Source organism: Acinetobacter wanghuae (assembly GCF_009557235.1).
GTDB classification, from domain to species: domain Bacteria; phylum Pseudomonadota; class Gammaproteobacteria; order Pseudomonadales; family Moraxellaceae; genus Acinetobacter; species Acinetobacter wanghuae.
The window spans coordinates 607,706-623,238 of the sequence record NZ_CP045650.1; the positions used below are offsets into that span (position 1 = coordinate 607,706).

Here is a 15,533-nt window from a genome sequence, read left to right on the forward strand (position 1 = left end):
TATTGGGTTTAAAGAAAGAAAAATAAAAATTTGGTGGGATGAAACATGAAGAGTAAATGGATGAACAAAACACTACTTGCGATGAGTATTCAGCTGGTCATGGGCGCGGCATATGCTGCGAATGAACCGAGTTTAGGTGAATATGAGGCAATGGAAGAACAGACCGTTGTATCATCAACCGAACCTACAAGTGATACAAGTTTAGGCGAGTACGAAACAGTACAAGAAGCTGAAACTGTTGCAGAAACCCAAGCTTCTACGGCTGCTGATACGACTTCTCAGGCATCAACTGCATTACAACAACAAGAAGGCGATACCACCCAAGAAGCTAACTTACAGGAAGTGTTTACCTCAAGTGAGCGTCAATACTCGTTGATTAAAAAAGGTGATATTTCATCTTATTATGACTTAGATTATACCTACTATCGTGACACACAACTTGATATGGAAATGGCGCAAGGTCAGCTTTATCAATTACGTGTCCAAGAAAATGCTACGCATACCCTAACCAATACATTTACGGCTCAATATGGGCTAAGAGACAACTTAACCCTGACAGCATCTGTGCCATTGGTTGCGAAATCGGATCTTCTCAAAGATGCCACAGCGGCAGGCTTAGGAGATATTAGCCTAGGTGCACGTTGGGAGCCATTCCCACTGAAGGCTGGACGTCTACCATTAATTCTGTTTGGTAATGTCTCGACCAAAACAGGCGATAGTCCTTATGAAATCAATCCTAATCGGGATTTATCAACAGGTAAGGGCTATTACTCAGTCGGAGCAGGCGCAAGTACACGTAAATATATCGACCCTGTGGTTTTATTCGCCTCTGTTTCAGCCAACTATGGCTTTAAAGAATCGGGTTTAAATCAAATACGCGGTCCTCGCATCATTGAAGAATTTGAACCAGGAATTAGTGGTGGTTTTGCCTTCGGTTTTGCTTACTCGTTTAACTATGATGTCTCGATGACGATGTCATATCAACAGAGTTTCAATACGGGTTCAGAGTTTAGATATAACACAGGTGAAAGCTATTCACCGGCAGATCAAACCAGTGCTACTTTTGCAATTGCACTTGGCGTACGTGTGTCACCAGAGACCATTGTCAATGGCACACTGGGAATTGGCTTAACTGAAGATGCACCAGATGTGTCATTAGGTCTGTCATTCCCATTGGATATTTTAGGCTTCGGTAAGAAAATCCGTTAAGAGGGCAGTCGTATGAAAAGAAGTCGACTTCGCCCCTTAGTCTCTGCGATTTTATTAACGGGCTTTTCCAGTGCTGCATTTGCGCAATTGGGGACAAATTTATCAGTTGATTTAAGATCATTGGCTCTGGGTAATGCGGTAACCGCAGATCCACCCGGTGTTAATGCGGTACATTTTAACCCGGCTGGCTTGACTAAAATTCAAGGCTTGCAGACTGAACAGCAAATTATTGTCGCGGATTTTGATATTCAGCGCGAATTTACTGTGCCTGCTGGATATAACGTTTTTGGTTATTCAGATGACCCTTTGGTCTGTAATGATGGCCCAGAAGTCAATTCTGACTTATGTACAGATTTTAAAGGACCCGTATCTGGCGATGTAGAATATGTCAGTCTATATGTTCCAATTTTGAAAAAAATGGTGGATTTAGGTAAAGGTGTACCGATGGTCGCACCGACGATGGGTATTGCCTACAATCCGCCAGGCTCTAAAGCAACCTATGCGACAGCCGTATATGCACCATTGATGGCAGGTTTCGGTGCTGAAGATGGTAATCCGGGTAACTTTATGGGACAGCAAGTTGCGCTAGAACGGATTACCTATTTATCACCAAGTGTGGGTTATCAAGTGAATGATCAACTCTCCATTGGTGGTGGGATCGGCATGTCCTATCAAGCCGTTGCCATGAAAACAGATTTACGTTTTCCCAATGAATTGATTGGTATGTTGCGGATGATTGATGAAGTGGTGTGTACACCCTTTAAAGACAACTCCGATATTATTACTGACATTTTGCTCTTGGGGATGTGTAATGCCCAAGAGGGGATGAACCCATTTGGCAAGTTTGGTCAAATGCAATTGGCTTTGGAACAATCCTTAAGTCCAAGTTTCAACTTAGGTATTTTGTGGGAGCCGACTGAAGATTTTGGTTTTGGTTTGGTCTATCAAAGTGCAGCAAAAATGCGCTTAAAAGGCAAATATCACATTGATAACGCGCGTGCACCACAAGAACTGATTAATGGTTTGATGTCATCACCGACAGGTCAAATCTTGGCAGCCATCTTAGGTTTTCCTAATTATATTCCTTCGAGTGAATCTGGTTTGGTATCCATGGATTTTGAATATCCAGCCCATATTCAAGCCGGTATTAAATATAAAATCATGCCAGATTTACAGATTAACTTTGATGTCGGTTGGTCTGATTTTAAAGCATGGGATAAATTTAAATTTGAGTTTGATCGTCAAATTTCGGCACTTAAAATTGCAAAATTACTTTCAGCTGATGTCACAGATTCCTCACTCGCTTTACCTTTAGGTTTCCAATCTGCATGGAACTTTGGTATCGGTATGGAATACTCTGTGACGGATCGTTTAAAACTACGCGCAGGCTATGAACCACGTGGTAGTGCGATCCCAGATAACAAACGAAATACTATGGTGCCGATTAACAACGCTCAACTGTTTGGTCTAGGTGTTGGTTATCAATTTGATGCAGATACGGAACTAGATTTATCCATTGGGCATTTGCGCAGTAAAGATAATATTCCAGCTAACACGAGTAGTTTGGCAAACCAAACCGGCGTCAACAATTTACTGCTTAACCCTTACGCGGGTTTAAATGTAAAAACCGATACGAAAGTGACCATTCTAGGTCTGAATTATAGAACTCGATGGTAGATTAAAAAACGATGATAAATTTAGGGATGAAATCAATATTATCGCTTGCTGTCTTACAAGGCACGGTTGTATACGCGGGTACATTTCATACCATTATTGGCCCAGATGGTCGACCACTGGTGGTTCAACGGAATGAATCACCCAAGCCAAAACATGAAAGAGTAAAAAATGTGACGCCTCAAGTGACCACGCCAACAGTGGTCACACCTTCATCAAATCAACCAATGACCCAACCGCCTGGCGTTTCAACATCACCTACACAGCAGCCTGCACGACAGCAACCGAAACCACTTGAAGACAAACCAATCGTGCCTTCTGTTGCTGTATTCCCACAGTCTCAACAAGAAGTCGTTGTAAAACTTATTCAGGTTGATAAAACGCCTGAGATTCCACCTAAAACTGAGGTCGTCGTAACACAGAAATCGGTTGAAGCAGAGGTCGCTGAGCCTGTATCAAAACCGGTTCAAAAGTTAACAACCCCATCAGGTTTTAATGATTTAGATGGTGAACAATATGTCAGTAATGAATATTTAGAAGATAAAGAATTTAATCTTGAAGGCAAAAAACGTTTTTACACCATGCCTGAAGGAGTGATGGACAGTAAAGGTGGAAGTATTCGTTTACAAACCATTGAACGTGAAAAAGGCGTTGGAAAATCAGTGATACAAGCACTGTTTAGGAACAATCGTGTAGCGGACACTGGTCCGATTGTTTTAGCATCGACTTATTATCGTGTATCTCAAAATGACAGTATTGAAGGCTTGGGTAAAGCATGTTTCTCGGACAAAAAAATCAAAAAATCTAAAGTCTTGGTGAAAGATAAAGATGTCAATTTGTGGCCACGTGCACCTTTAGCCAATGATTTTGATTATGAAGTGGTCAAACTAGAAGCACCTGTTCAAAATGTCAAAATTCATTCTTATGCAGCACGTGAAAACAATCCAACGTTCTATTGGCCTTTCGTGGTGTTTTTAGATGATCAAGCTTGTGTTCTAGAAGGTGCAGGCGGCTACAAAAACCAAGAATTAGAATCAAATGCCATTCAGCACATGCATATCGAAGGCATTGTGCAAGTACCCAAAAACAGCCATTACATATTAATGACGCCATTAGCATCGGCCATTGATGTTGACCAACATGGACTGAGTAATCAAGGTCAACTCAAACTGAGCGTCATCCGTTAGGGATAATGAAAAAGAGAATAAAGATGAAACGTAATAAAAAAATTTTAGCTTTTACACTGACTGTTTTAGCTTCGGCACTCACAGGATGTGGTGGTGAAAGTGCAAATGTCATTCCTGAGAAAAATGAAACGACCTCTCTTAATGGATCATGTCTGAGTGGTAGCAATGGCTGCTTTGAGTTTGCACTTGATTATCCTATCGATGGTTTAAATTTCTACTGCGGTAGTGATACCGAAAATTCATACGTCACTTTGTATGACTTGAATGATGGAACTTCAAGTGGTGCGTGTAAAGCCGGTGATCAAATCACGTTCTTCTTACAAGGATCAGACAAGCATAAAGTAGAATTGGGTAAATTCTCACTCGATAAAATCGGTAACATGTCTGTTTCACAGATGCCACGTTTGAGTATTTTAGATATCGCAGAAGGCATTCGCACCACCGGTGGCAATGCAAACCTAAAAACATCACGTGAAATTGCCATTCGCTTAATCCGTATCATTCAAAGTATTGGTTTAAATGTAAACCCGCCACAATCGAGTGCAGCATTAAATTCAAATACAGATATACAACCGATTTTAATTAATGATTCGGTAAGAACTAAACTTGATCTGATGCTGAGTAATATCACAGTCGATCAATTTAAAAACACCACAGATAGAGAGTTTGAAAGTCTATTGTCTAAGTGGTTAGATATTTCCAAAGTCTCCAATGCAGACGCTGCAATCGTCCTTGATAAACTCCTGATTATTTCAAATGCCGCCGTCTATCAACCTGAATTCTCACTGTTCTCAACTTCAGATTTGATCAATAGTTATCTGAGTGGTTCCGAGGGATTGGTGGGTTGCGAGGCAGGCAAAGAATGTAAAGCAAGCAATACCACTGTTTCACATCTATTCGGTCACTTTATGCTCATGACAGACCGTCAGGGGCGTACTTTTGGTAGTGGTTTACAATGGCGTGGTATTCCACAAAGTGCAGCAGGTAGTACCACTGGTTTTGAAACACTCGGTGGATTAAATGCACAGTTGATTCGTCAAGTAGCACCTGTTCAAATGACCGCAGCTCCACAAAAGTCTTGGATTGGTAAAGAAGATAAAGCAATTCCTGCAAATCCAGGGTTTGTCTTTAAAACGCATGATTCGACTGCTGAGACAATGACCATTTATCAAGGGCGTCTATATAACGATTACATGATTGCGGGTACAGAACGTTTTTATAAACTTTTGACGGGCAAGAAAACTGAGGATGTACTGACACCTGCGCAGAAAAATGAGCTTGGCTTATGGAAGCAATCGGGCGGTTCAAAAGACTATGCCGGAACGATGGATCTTTATAAAATTTATCCAATCAGCTATTTAGACAATCGTGTCTTTAAAACCAAAGATAATGTGCAGTCTGGAAATACTTATATTTTTCCGCTATATGCCAATTTAAACTTTAAATTCACGGATACGAGTATTGCATCACAAACGGTACCTGTCGTGATTGATGAAAATGGTGATATTCGTACCAATTTCAAACCATCTTCAGCATCAGTTGATGAATGTTCTGCAACTTACGATACCGCAACGATGCAAAGTAACTATGGCGGTACTGTGGAGCAGCAGTACCCAATTGGTACAGTGTCGCGTGCATTTGTAGCAAATGCGACCTCTCAGCCGACGGATAATACCATTTCAATTCGTTTAATTTTGGGCAATCAAAAATTTGGGAATTTGAATGGTGCATTAGTTGGCATGAACTCAACCATCAAAACATCAACAGCGAATACAGATGCGATTGTGATCGGTGGTGCGCTAGTTAAACTTCAAAACTTACTCAAAGCTGATGAAAATACGGCATTAAGCAGTACAAGTACGCCAATTACTGATTCCTCGGGTGCGACTGTCAAATGGGCAAATAGCTTCGCGAGCTTCAATAAAGTTTTTAGCGGGCAGAATCCAGATGATACGCAGTCTAAAGAATTGGCGAAACTCTCGGGTGGTGAACTCGATTTACAATTGGCATCGTGCTATCGCGTGAAGAAAAAATAAAACCAATCAAAAAAGCCCATCAATTGATGGGCTTTTTTATAGCTTCATTGAAATGATGAGTTAACCAGTTTGGTCTAAACGTGAACCTAAGGTTTCTAAATGCATCGGATAAACTGCATTTTTACGATCTTCAAAATAATGTCTCAACGTGCGTTCTACACTTGGAAAAGCCAATTCACCCCAAGGAATATCAGCTTCATCAAAGAGTCGACTTTCAATGGTTTCTTCACCTGCGCCAAATTTTCCATCGACTAGGTTGGCTTTAAATAGGACATAAATTTGTCCAATACGTGGAATATTGTACATACAGTAAAGTTGTTCAATCTCTACTTCCGCTTCGGCTTCTTCGCGCGTTTCACGGGCTGCACCTTGTTCCATAGTCTCTAGCATTTCCATGTAACCTGCAGGGAGGGTCCATAAGCCATAACGAGGTTCTATGGCACGTCTGCACAACAGGACTTTATCTTCAAAGAGTACCAATGCACCGCAGATGACTTTCGGATTGACATAATGAATATAACCACAGCTTTCGCATACACGCCGTATTTTCTGATCGCCTAAAGGGATCTTTTCTGTTGTTTTATGCCCGCATGCTACACAAAAGTTCATATTCATCATCAAGGATAAAAAGTAGAATCAGGATAACTGAAAAATCAAATTTTGGCATCATTTCTATCCGCATGATTCAAAAATCAGCTATGATAAAAATCAAACAATAATGGAATGCGGTGTATATGAATGAGCGTGAATTAACATTAAAGTTGCAACAGCGTTTACGGTTTTCGAAACGTATTCAGCCTGCGCATGCCGCGGTGTTAATTGCGATTACAGATGAAGCCGATCCGAAAGTATTGCTGACTCGCCGTTCTGCTTATTTAAATAATCATCCGGGTGAAGTGTCTTTTCCTGGAGGAAAGCGCGATCCTGAAGACACCAGTAATATTGTCGTGGCATTGCGAGAAGCCTTTGAAGAAACGGCACTTAATCCATTTGATGTCAATTTGATTGGTGATTTGCCGATGCAAAAAGCCAAAAATGGCATGTTAGTAAAGCCGATTGTGGGGCTGATTCCGCCACAGGTACAACTCACACCTCAGCCTTCTGAAATTGATCGCATCTTTTTTGCCTCATTGCGCCAAATCATTGAAACTAAACCAACTCCGTATGAAGTACGCTTTGCGCAGCAATCGGTGTATTTTCCGAGTATACGGGTTGAAAATGAAGTGGTTTGGGGTTTGACCGCACGGATGCTCATCGCACTCTTTAAATATGGTTTAGATTATAAAAAAGAATGGCCATTCTTGCTTAATTCGCCTGCATTCCGCCCGATAAAACTCTTTAAAGATCAATAGGAAGTATTCGATGATTTATCGCTATCAAGGATACAGTCCCACAGCATTACATCAGCCATGGGATGGTTGGATTGCACCTAATGCAACCGTACTCGGTCAAGTTGAGATGGGTAAACAAGTCAGTATTTGGTTTGGCGCTGTCGTGCGTGGCGATAACAGTAAAATTCGGATCGGGCATTTTAGTAATGTGCAAGAAAATGCAGTGCTACATACCGATGTAGGGATTGAAATGAATATTGGTGACTATGTCACGATCGGTCATCAAGCGATGCTACACGGCTGCACCATTGGCGATAACACCTTGATTGGCATACAAGCTGTGATTTTGAATCATGCTGTGATTGGTAAAAACTGTATTATTGGCGCGAATGCGTTAATTCCAGAAGGCAAGATTATTCCTGACAATTCTGTCGTGATGGGTTCACCAGGTAAAATTGTCAAAACGGTTGATGAGGCGACCATTGAAAAGTTGAAAATGAGTGCAATGCACTATGCCAATCATTTCCAAAATTTTAAAGAACTGGTCGAAATCCAACTTTAAATCGTTTTTCGTACTTGAATAGTCGATGTCGTTGCCCCGATTTGAATGAAATTGTAGCGCACGATGGAAAATGTCGCGTAGTTGCAGGGAGTGGAGTATTATAATTCACGTTTTTTACTCTCCGAATTAAGGTTGTGCATGAAAGTGCTGGCATTGGAAACTGCCAATGAGCAGTGTTCCGTCTCTGTTATTGATGACACTCAAGAATTGTTCTTCCAACTCGATACGCGCGCGAAGGCACAAACACAAACGATTCTCCCTATGATCGAGCAAGGGCTAAACAGCCTGAATATCGACGTTTCAGAATTAAGCGCGATTGCCTTTAGCCGTGGACCCGGTTCATTTAGTGGGGTGCGTATTAATGCGGCAGTGACGCAGGCTTTGGCATGGGCGAATGATTTATCTGTTATTCCGGTATCGACATTACAAGCTTTAGCTCAAGCAGCCCATCGCTTACATGGTTTGACTGAAGTGACTGCGGTGCTCGATGCGCGTATGAGTGAAGTCTATATCGCAAGTTATCAGCTAGATGCCAATGGCATTATGCAAGCCGTCAATGAAGAACAGTTGTTAAATTACAACTTAGGCGCTGAAGCGGTTGTGTATACACCGATTGGTTCGGGTGCCGATTTAGTTCAAGCTGACGCATCTTTATATAAAAATGTCACTGCGAATGCACAAGACATTGCAAAAATTGCACGTATTGCAGCCAATTCGCAAAATTGGGTCAGCGCTGAATTGGCATTGCCTGTATATTTACGGGACAACGCGTGGAAAAAAATTCCAGAACAAGGTAAAGCATAATTAATTAGGATAAAGCATGGATCTTTTACTGCTCCTTAAAGCAGCCATTATGGGTATTGTGGAAGGGATTACTGAATTTTTACCCATTTCCAGTACAGGGCATTTGATTCTTGCCTCAGAACTCATGAATTTCTGGACAAAAGAAAAAAGTGATGTTTTTGTGATTGCGATTCAAATGGGTGCGATTGCTGCGGTCATTTATGAATATTGGGCACGTCTTTGGGGTGCTGCAACAGGGATTGTGAGTGGTGAGCCGCAAGGTCGCCGATTGGGCATTGGTTTAATTCTGGCATCGATTCCTATTATTTTGGTTGGACTCACCTTAGGGCAAACAGTAAAAGAGCTCTTGTTTAATAATATTGCCATTGCGATTGGGTTGATCGTTGGTGGTTTAATTATTATTTGGATTGAGAAACATCCACCTAAAGTCCGTGCGCAAGAAGTAGAAGATTTAAGTATTAAAGATGCTATTTGGATTGGTTTGATTCAAGTCTTGTCTTTAATTCCGGGGACATCACGTTCAGGGGCAACCATTATTGGTGCAATGTTCTTAGGCGTTTCACGTAAGGCTGCGACTGAGTTTTCTTTCTTCTTGGGTATTCCTGTGATTATTGGTGCAGGGCTGCTCGATTTGTATCAAAGCTATGATGTATTTGATGCGACTCAAGACTGGTGGGTGCTGGGTGTTGGAACATTGGTCTCTTTTGTTTCGGCGTTAATCCTCATTCGTGCCTTAGTTGCTTACGTGGCAAAGCGTGATTTCATGGTCTTTGCATGGTATCGCATTGTGTCGGGTATCTTGATCCTCTTATTTGCATATACAGGTTGGAATTTATGGTAGGCGTGATTCGCTTATATACTGAATCTGACGATCTCGAACAAGCACAGCAATTTAAGGCTGTGCTTTTTGCTCGTGGGGTAGACGTCGAGCTACAGCAGATCGACAAATTGAATGCACGCTTTTTACGTTTGCATCCTGATTTGGCGCTTTGTGTCGATGCTGCGGGCTTATGGTTGTGTGCCAATGGCATGAAAATGCAACCTGATTGGCATGCGGAAGTTGGACGCTTGAAACGTGCTTCCTTGAAGTCTGAAATGATTGCACGCGCTTGTAATCTTGGGGAAAAACCAAACTTAGTGGATGCTACGGCAGGATTAGGACATGACAGTTTGTTGATGGCGCATTTGGGTGCAAATGTTACTTTGGTTGAACGTCATCCTATTTTGTTTACTTTGCTTGAAGACAGTCATACGCGTGCACAACAAGATGCCTTTTTGGCAAATGTCGTGTCGCGGATTCATTTGGTTTTTTCAGATTCAGCAGACTATTTAACAGCGCAAGCACAACAAAAAGCAGTCTTTGATGTAGTGTATTTAGATCCGATGTTCCCACAGCGCGACCAAAACCAACAAGCCGTCAAAAAACAAGCACAGGTGAAAAAACAAATGCAGCTCTTGCATATGTTATTGCCTGAACATGGTGAGATGGATTTGGGCGATAATTTACTCGAATTGGCACAAAAAATTGCCAAACGTGTGGTGGTCAAACGTCCTCGATTAGCCGTATTTTTGGCAGGAAAAGAAACAAATCATCAATGGCAAGGGGATGCGTGTCGTTTTGATGCGTATTTTCAGCATGATCTTGTATCTTAGCGGGATATTTGCTTCTAAATTAACCAAGGATTTGCTATATAGTTGAAAAATAGCATTGATTAATACTTTATCAGGCATAAACTTATTGAGCGAATCAGCGAGCCACTTTATCTCCACGACATCCTATGATCGATTTTAAACCTTCCATTAATTTTTGGCATGATTTTAAGAGCAACCAAACTGCCGGAATATGGTTATTTCTCGGTTCAAGGCGTTCTTTACAACTGGTTCGACCATCCATCATGCAATTGGTGTTCTGGGGAATCTTAGGTGGCTGTGCCAATAGTTTATTTAGCTGGCTCAGTTCAGGTCGTATGGGAGATTTTAACTCTCAAGGTCTGATTAGTTACGCACTTTGGCCGTTTATTGCGCTTATTGTGGGGATTTTCTTATCCCAACGCATTAACAACCCACGTTTGATGTTGGTGCCTGCCTTACTGTGGTTGGTACTCGACACGCATATCATGCTGTTTCAATGTCTTATTCAGTTCTTGGGTGACATTGATTATCTGCCTTATTTTTTATATGACTATGTTCCTACGCTTTTTGTCGGACTGTTTGTTTGGCAAAGTTTGGCTGTGGTTTGGGTGTTCTCACGTGAATTAAAGTGGCCATGGTGGGAACGTGCCTTAATTATGCTGGCAACCTTGGCAACCTTAGTTGTCTGGCAAATTTCCGTCAAAGATCAACCGATTTGGAAGGTTGAGCAACAATCGCCGAGTTTTGCTGAAGATGCCTTTTATGCTCAGCCGACCTTACTCAATAAAGCACTAGATAATATTCAGTTTGGTGAGTTTGCCCAGTCGCATTGGTACTTTATGGGCGTTGCGGGTGCGAGTTATCAAGATGTTTTCCAATTTGAAATTTCACGGATACGTGAACAGTTTGATACTCGCTTTGGAACTTTTGGTCGTTCAATTTCACTGATTAATCATCCTGCTACGCGGACAGAAGTTCCCATTGCTACCAAAACCAGTATGGAATTGGCACTGCGCCGTATTGGGCAGCAAATGAACCGTGAAGGCGATGTGTTATTTTTATATATGACCTCACATGGTTTGCCGAATACCTTTGAAATGGAAAATGCGCCCTTAGATTTGGCGCAAGTCGATCCAAAATGGTTAAAGCAAACTTTAGATGCTTCAGGTATTCGTTGGCGTGTGATTGTGGTGGGTTCATGTTATTCGGGAAGTTTTGTACCCGCATTACAAGATGACAATACTTTGATTATTACTGCATCTGCAGCAGATCGTCAGTCTTTTGGTTGTTCGAACGAAGCAGACTATACTTACTTTGGGCGGGCTTTCTTTGATGAAGCGATGCGTGAGCAAAGTTCATTTAAGGGCGCATTTGAGCAAGCGCGTACAACCGTTGCGAAATGGGAAGCGGCTCAAGGTTTTGAACCTTCTGAGCCACAGTGGTCGATTGGTAAAAATATGGAATTGATGCTGCCACAATTAGAGCAGCGCTTATTTCCACCTGCGACCACCGCATTAAAAACACCTTAAAATGTCATGATCAATGCCTGTAGGCAAAGAGGGGAATGCACGTGGAATTATTACAGAACAACAAAAGCTTTGATGGCGAGCAGCGTATTTATGCCTTTGAATCGCACGTCCTAAAAAATAGCACGAAGTTTGGGATTTATTTACCATCTCAAGCCTTACAAGGACAAAGCTGTCCTGCCTTATTTTATTTGGCGGGCTTAACCTGTAATGAAGAAACCTTTGCCATTAAAGCGCATGCACAACGTTTGGCTGCGCAGTTGGGTCTCATTTTGATTACGCCAGATACTTCACCGCGTGGCGAGGGTGTGGCAGAAGGTGACCATTGGGATATTGGTCAGGGAGCAGGTTTTTATATCAATGCCACACAAGCGCCATGGGCTGAGCATTTCCAAATGGAAAGCTTTATAGTGGATGAGCTTTATCAATTAGTGAATCAAGAATTCGACATTCAACAAGACAGTATTGGTATTTTTGGGCATTCAATGGGTGGACATGGGGCATTAACCTTAGCCTTTAAATATCCAGAAAAATTCAAATCTGTCTCAGCCTTTGCACCCATTTGTGCACCGAGCCAATGCCCTTGGGGTGAAAAAGCTTTTTCAAATTATTTGGGCGATGATCGTGAAGAATGGCTGCAACATGATGCGACTGCATTGATCCAAGCCAAAGGTGCGCTCTTTAGTGATATTTTGATTGATCAAGGTTTTTCAGATCAATTTTATAGTCAACTGAATCCTGCTTTATTGCAACAAGCCTGCGATGCAGTCGGACAAAAGCTGAGTTTACGTGAACATCAAGGCTATGATCATGGTTATTATTTCATTCAAAGCTTTATTGATGATCATTTGCAATTCCATGCGGTTCAATTACAAGCTTAAAACGCTATTGCATTCATTTTAAATTTTATGTGTGAAGGGCTGAGTGTGAATAAACATCATCGCACTCAATCCTTACTGTAAAATACATTAAATAATAAAAATTAGGTCATCTATGCAAAATAACGAAGAGTTTAATCCAGTACGACCCTCGTCATTTGATTCACCTTTTCCACCCGAGATTCCTACAGATGACCGCTATGCGGTTAGACTGAATAAAATCCAACGCTTTGGCTTTCATGGCACAGGACTAGAATATTTTGGTATTTGGATCGTTAATATTGTATTGATGATTGTGACCTTAGGGCTATATTCGCCGTGGGCAAAAGTGCGTCGTCTGCGCTATTTTTACGGTAATACTGAACTTATACAACGGCGTTTTGACTTTACCGGTATACCGAGCAAAATTTTAAAAGGGCGTTTGATTGCACTCGCTATTTATTTTGCCATTTCAGTCATTTCAAACTTGTCTGTCAAATGGATGTTGATTGGATTACTCGTGGTTTATCTTGCCGTGCCTTGGTTGTTACGTGCCACCATCCGCTTTAATGCACGCAATAGTAAATTTAGTAATGCACGATTTTATTTTTCGGGTAGCAATAAACAAGCCTATTGGATCTTTTTTAAATCCATGGTGTTGTTTCTGTTGACAGCGGGTCTTATTTTTCCCGTGTTACTGTTATTTTATAAGCGCTATTGTTTTGATCATTTGTATGCAGGTCAGCTTAAATTTCGCTTTACCGCAACATGGCTCGATTTCATGAAAGCCGTCTATGTTCCTGTGTTGGCATTGATGGCATTTTCAGTGATGTTATTGATGAGCGTTGGCATGCCAAAATTGGGCAATGTGATGTATGACCCTGTTGCCTTAAGCGGCTTAGTTGGCTTGATCGCGTTGGCTTATGTCGTGTTGTTATTTGTATTTTGGCCATGGATTCAAGCGCGTATTTTTATGGCGACATGGAATAACGTGGTTTTAAGTCGTAGTAAGTTTCAAACCGATTGTAGTCAAGTGACTTTTGTTTGGATTGTAATCAGTAATTGGGTTTTAAGAATCATCAGTTTAGGCTTGCTTACACCATGGGCTGCAATTCGTATTTATCGTTACAAGGTTGAATCACTCAGTTTATATTTAAATAATGATCCGAACACGATGATGAATCAATTGCAAAAAGATCATAGTGCGATTGCTGAAGAAATTAGCGATATTTTTGATCTTGATATTTCACTTTAATAGGAAGCCCAGTCATGTCTTTGCAGCCAATTCATGTGATTTTCTATGATGGGATTGTGTCACAACCACGCCAAGCAAAACTCTATGCGTGGAATAAGCATTCTGTGCAAATCGAATATCAAGACCATGGTACGGTCGAAAAGATCTATACCTACAAAGACATGACTTTGATTGGTGCCCTAGGTCAAATTCATCCAGTGATTGAACTCAAAGATGATGCACGCATTGAGTTTTCAGAACCATTACCTGCTTGGTTTGATTTGGATCATAAAAATAAAAACAATTCGATTTGGAAATTAGAGCGTTCACCTTCACTTATTTTATTTAGTGTGATTTTCGTGGCAGCTTTTGCTTTTGCGACTGTTAAATGGGGAATTCCAACAGCGGCCTATCAAGTGGCAAAATATTTACCTGCCGACACGTTAAAAAGTATCGGTGACCAAGCTGAAGAATATTTAATAAACGCCACTGCGCCAAGTCAATTACCTCAAGCGCGTCAGGATAAAATTACCGCGGATTATCAAAAGTTGTTTGGTCAGCAAAAACCTGCGAAAATTTTATTTAGACAGGGGGATAGTATTGGTGCGAATGCGCTCGCAATTCCCAATAATACGATTGTGCTGACTGATGAACTGGTGAAGCTAGCAGCAGATGATCGCGAAATCATTGGTGTTCTTGCTCATGAGCAGGGGCATTTAGCAGAGCGACATAGTTTGCAACAAGCCATCAGCAGTTTAGGTTTTAGTGCGATTGTAATTTTGATTACGGGTGACGCATCGGACTTAATTACGACAGTTCCTGTTGCTATGATCGGTTCGAGTTATTCGCGTGATTTTGAAGCTGAAGCAGATCAGTACGCTTTAAAAACCATGTATCAGCATCAGATTTCGACTCAATATTTTGCGCAGTTCTTAGAGCGTTTGGCAAAGCATAATGGCGAACAAGACGAGAACGAAAAATCAATTCTAGAATTTTTAAGTAGCCATCCTGCAACCAAGGATCGTATTCAAGCGGTGAAAGATTTTGAAATGCAGCATCAAGGACATTAATCCTTGATGCATGCTTTAATGCCATTCGGTTGTTAAGCGTTCATTTCCCATACGTTCTAAATGATTAATTACGACTTGTTGTAAATGAACGAGATCAACACTTTCGTCATGCGCTTTGATCTCCACATATAGATCACTCAATGTCGGTGATAGGCGTAGTTGTGCTTTTGGCATCTCAATTTCAATTGTATTTGTCGCAGTGTTCACAGGGAACTTATGTTCCCAATGTTTAGATAAGCGTTTTGCAATACGTGCGGCTTGTAGTGTTGCAATGTGAGCTGAGCTTTTCATAAGGTCGCCTATGTCTTGATCGATCTATCATAAAGTGTGTTTTAGTCAACACAAACAGCTTTTATTTAAAATATTGTAAGGTCTTGAGCGCAGTATATAGATGCATTTGCTCAATCCGAC

15 protein-coding genes are annotated in these 15,533 nt (G+C 41.3%); 13 read left to right on the forward strand and 2 right to left on the reverse strand.

Features of this window, described 5'->3' with window-relative positions:
* Positions 1–45: 45 nt before the first annotated feature.
* From filC to filF, 4 genes are read left to right on the forward strand one after another with little or no spacing between them, the layout of a single operon-like run.
* Complete coding sequence (gene filC / locus GFH30_RS02770) at positions 46–1,209, forward strand: putative pilus system protein FilC (RefSeq protein ID WP_153370792.1); 1,164 nt, start codon at positions 46–48, stop codon at positions 1,207–1,209.
* 12 nt (positions 1,210–1,221) lie between these two features.
* Positions 1,222–2,886: a putative pilus system OmpP1/FadL family transporter FilD gene (gene filD, locus GFH30_RS02775; RefSeq protein ID WP_153370793.1), complete on the forward strand. Its 1,665-nt coding sequence runs from the start codon at positions 1,222–1,224 to the stop codon at positions 2,884–2,886.
* A gap of 26 nt (positions 2,887–2,912) precedes the next feature.
* A complete protein-coding gene (gene filE / locus GFH30_RS02780) occupies positions 2,913–4,070 on the forward strand; it encodes a putative pilus assembly protein FilE (RefSeq protein WP_227551548.1) in 1,158 nt (385 codons plus the stop codon).
* A gap of 23 nt (positions 4,071–4,093) precedes the next feature.
* Positions 4,094–6,106, forward strand: a complete 2,013-nt coding sequence (gene filF / locus GFH30_RS02785) for a putative pilus system protein FilF (protein ID WP_227551551.1) — start codon at positions 4,094–4,096, stop codon at positions 6,104–6,106.
* A gap of 60 nt (positions 6,107–6,166) precedes the next feature.
* Here the strand turns inward: filF and GFH30_RS02790 are convergent, their stop codons facing one another.
* Positions 6,167–6,715 (reverse strand): NUDIX hydrolase, encoded by a 549-nt coding sequence (locus GFH30_RS02790; RefSeq protein WP_153370795.1) that lies wholly within the window; start codon positions 6,713–6,715, stop codon positions 6,167–6,169.
* 125 nt (positions 6,716–6,840) lie between these two features.
* Between GFH30_RS02790 and GFH30_RS02795 the strand changes: the two genes are divergently transcribed.
* From GFH30_RS02795 to GFH30_RS02835, 9 genes are all read left to right on the forward strand, one after another.
* A complete protein-coding gene (locus GFH30_RS02795; protein ID WP_153370796.1) occupies positions 6,841–7,458 on the forward strand; it encodes an NUDIX hydrolase in 618 nt (205 codons plus the stop codon).
* A 10-nt stretch (positions 7,459–7,468) separates the two neighbouring features.
* Positions 7,469–7,999 (forward strand): gamma carbonic anhydrase family protein, encoded by a 531-nt coding sequence (locus tag GFH30_RS02800; protein WP_153370797.1) that lies wholly within the window; start codon positions 7,469–7,471, stop codon positions 7,997–7,999.
* A 138-nt stretch (positions 8,000–8,137) separates the two neighbouring features.
* Entirely contained in the window at positions 8,138–8,803 is a 666-nt protein-coding gene (gene tsaB, locus GFH30_RS02805; protein WP_153370798.1) for a tRNA (adenosine(37)-N6)-threonylcarbamoyltransferase complex dimerization subunit type 1 TsaB, read from the forward strand.
* A 16-nt stretch (positions 8,804–8,819) separates the two neighbouring features.
* A complete protein-coding gene (locus tag GFH30_RS02810; RefSeq protein WP_153370799.1) occupies positions 8,820–9,644 on the forward strand; it encodes an undecaprenyl-diphosphate phosphatase in 825 nt (274 codons plus the stop codon).
* On the forward strand, positions 9,638–10,456 hold the full coding sequence (locus tag GFH30_RS02815) for a class I SAM-dependent methyltransferase (RefSeq protein WP_153370800.1): 819 nt from the start codon (positions 9,638–9,640) through the stop codon (positions 10,454–10,456). Before GFH30_RS02810 ends, GFH30_RS02815 begins: the two co-directional genes overlap by 7 nt.
* Before the next feature lie 125 nt (positions 10,457–10,581).
* Entirely contained in the window at positions 10,582–11,964 is a 1,383-nt protein-coding gene (locus tag GFH30_RS02820) for a C13 family peptidase (RefSeq protein WP_153370801.1), read from the forward strand.
* Positions 11,965–12,005: 41 nt separating this feature from the next.
* A complete protein-coding gene (gene fghA / locus GFH30_RS02825) occupies positions 12,006–12,842 on the forward strand; it encodes an S-formylglutathione hydrolase (protein ID WP_153370802.1) in 837 nt (278 codons plus the stop codon).
* 112 nt (positions 12,843–12,954) lie between these two features.
* On the forward strand, positions 12,955–14,073 hold the full coding sequence (locus tag GFH30_RS02830; protein WP_153370803.1) for a YjgN family protein: 1,119 nt from the start codon (positions 12,955–12,957) through the stop codon (positions 14,071–14,073).
* A gap of 14 nt (positions 14,074–14,087) precedes the next feature.
* Entirely contained in the window at positions 14,088–15,122 is a 1,035-nt protein-coding gene (locus tag GFH30_RS02835) for a M48 family metallopeptidase (RefSeq protein ID WP_153370804.1), read from the forward strand.
* Between the two features lie 15 nt (positions 15,123–15,137).
* On the opposite strand, the gene GFH30_RS02840 is transcribed toward GFH30_RS02835, so the two are convergent.
* Positions 15,138–15,413 (reverse strand): DUF2218 domain-containing protein, encoded by a 276-nt coding sequence (locus tag GFH30_RS02840; RefSeq protein ID WP_153370805.1) that lies wholly within the window; start codon positions 15,411–15,413, stop codon positions 15,138–15,140.
* Positions 15,414–15,533 lie beyond the last annotated feature (120 nt).

Coding starts and splice junctions, on each gene's coding strand:
- filC (WP_153370792.1), top strand. CDS start 46: ATGAAGAGTAAATGGATGAACAAAACACTACTTGCGATGAGTATTCAG.
- filD (WP_153370793.1), top strand. CDS start 1,222: ATGAAAAGAAGTCGACTTCGCCCCTTAGTCTCTGCGATTTTATTAACG.
- filE (WP_227551548.1), top strand. CDS start 2,913: ATGAAATCAATATTATCGCTTGCTGTCTTACAAGGCACGGTTGTATAC.
- filF (WP_227551551.1), top strand. CDS start 4,094: ATGAAACGTAATAAAAAAATTTTAGCTTTTACACTGACTGTTTTAGCT.
- GFH30_RS02790 (WP_153370795.1), bottom strand. CDS start 6,715: ATGAACTTTTGTGTAGCATGCGGGCATAAAACAACAGAAAAGATCCCT.
- GFH30_RS02795 (WP_153370796.1), top strand. CDS start 6,841: ATGAATGAGCGTGAATTAACATTAAAGTTGCAACAGCGTTTACGGTTT.
- GFH30_RS02800 (WP_153370797.1), top strand. CDS start 7,469: ATGATTTATCGCTATCAAGGATACAGTCCCACAGCATTACATCAGCCA.
- tsaB (WP_153370798.1), top strand. CDS start 8,138: ATGAAAGTGCTGGCATTGGAAACTGCCAATGAGCAGTGTTCCGTCTCT.
- GFH30_RS02810 (WP_153370799.1), top strand. CDS start 8,820: ATGGATCTTTTACTGCTCCTTAAAGCAGCCATTATGGGTATTGTGGAA.
- GFH30_RS02815 (WP_153370800.1), top strand. CDS start 9,638: ATGGTAGGCGTGATTCGCTTATATACTGAATCTGACGATCTCGAACAA.
- GFH30_RS02820 (WP_153370801.1), top strand. CDS start 10,582: ATGATCGATTTTAAACCTTCCATTAATTTTTGGCATGATTTTAAGAGC.
- GFH30_RS02830 (WP_153370803.1), top strand. CDS start 12,955: ATGCAAAATAACGAAGAGTTTAATCCAGTACGACCCTCGTCATTTGAT.
- GFH30_RS02835 (WP_153370804.1), top strand. CDS start 14,088: ATGTCTTTGCAGCCAATTCATGTGATTTTCTATGATGGGATTGTGTCA.
- GFH30_RS02840 (WP_153370805.1), bottom strand. CDS start 15,413: ATGAAAAGCTCAGCTCACATTGCAACACTACAAGCCGCACGTATTGCA.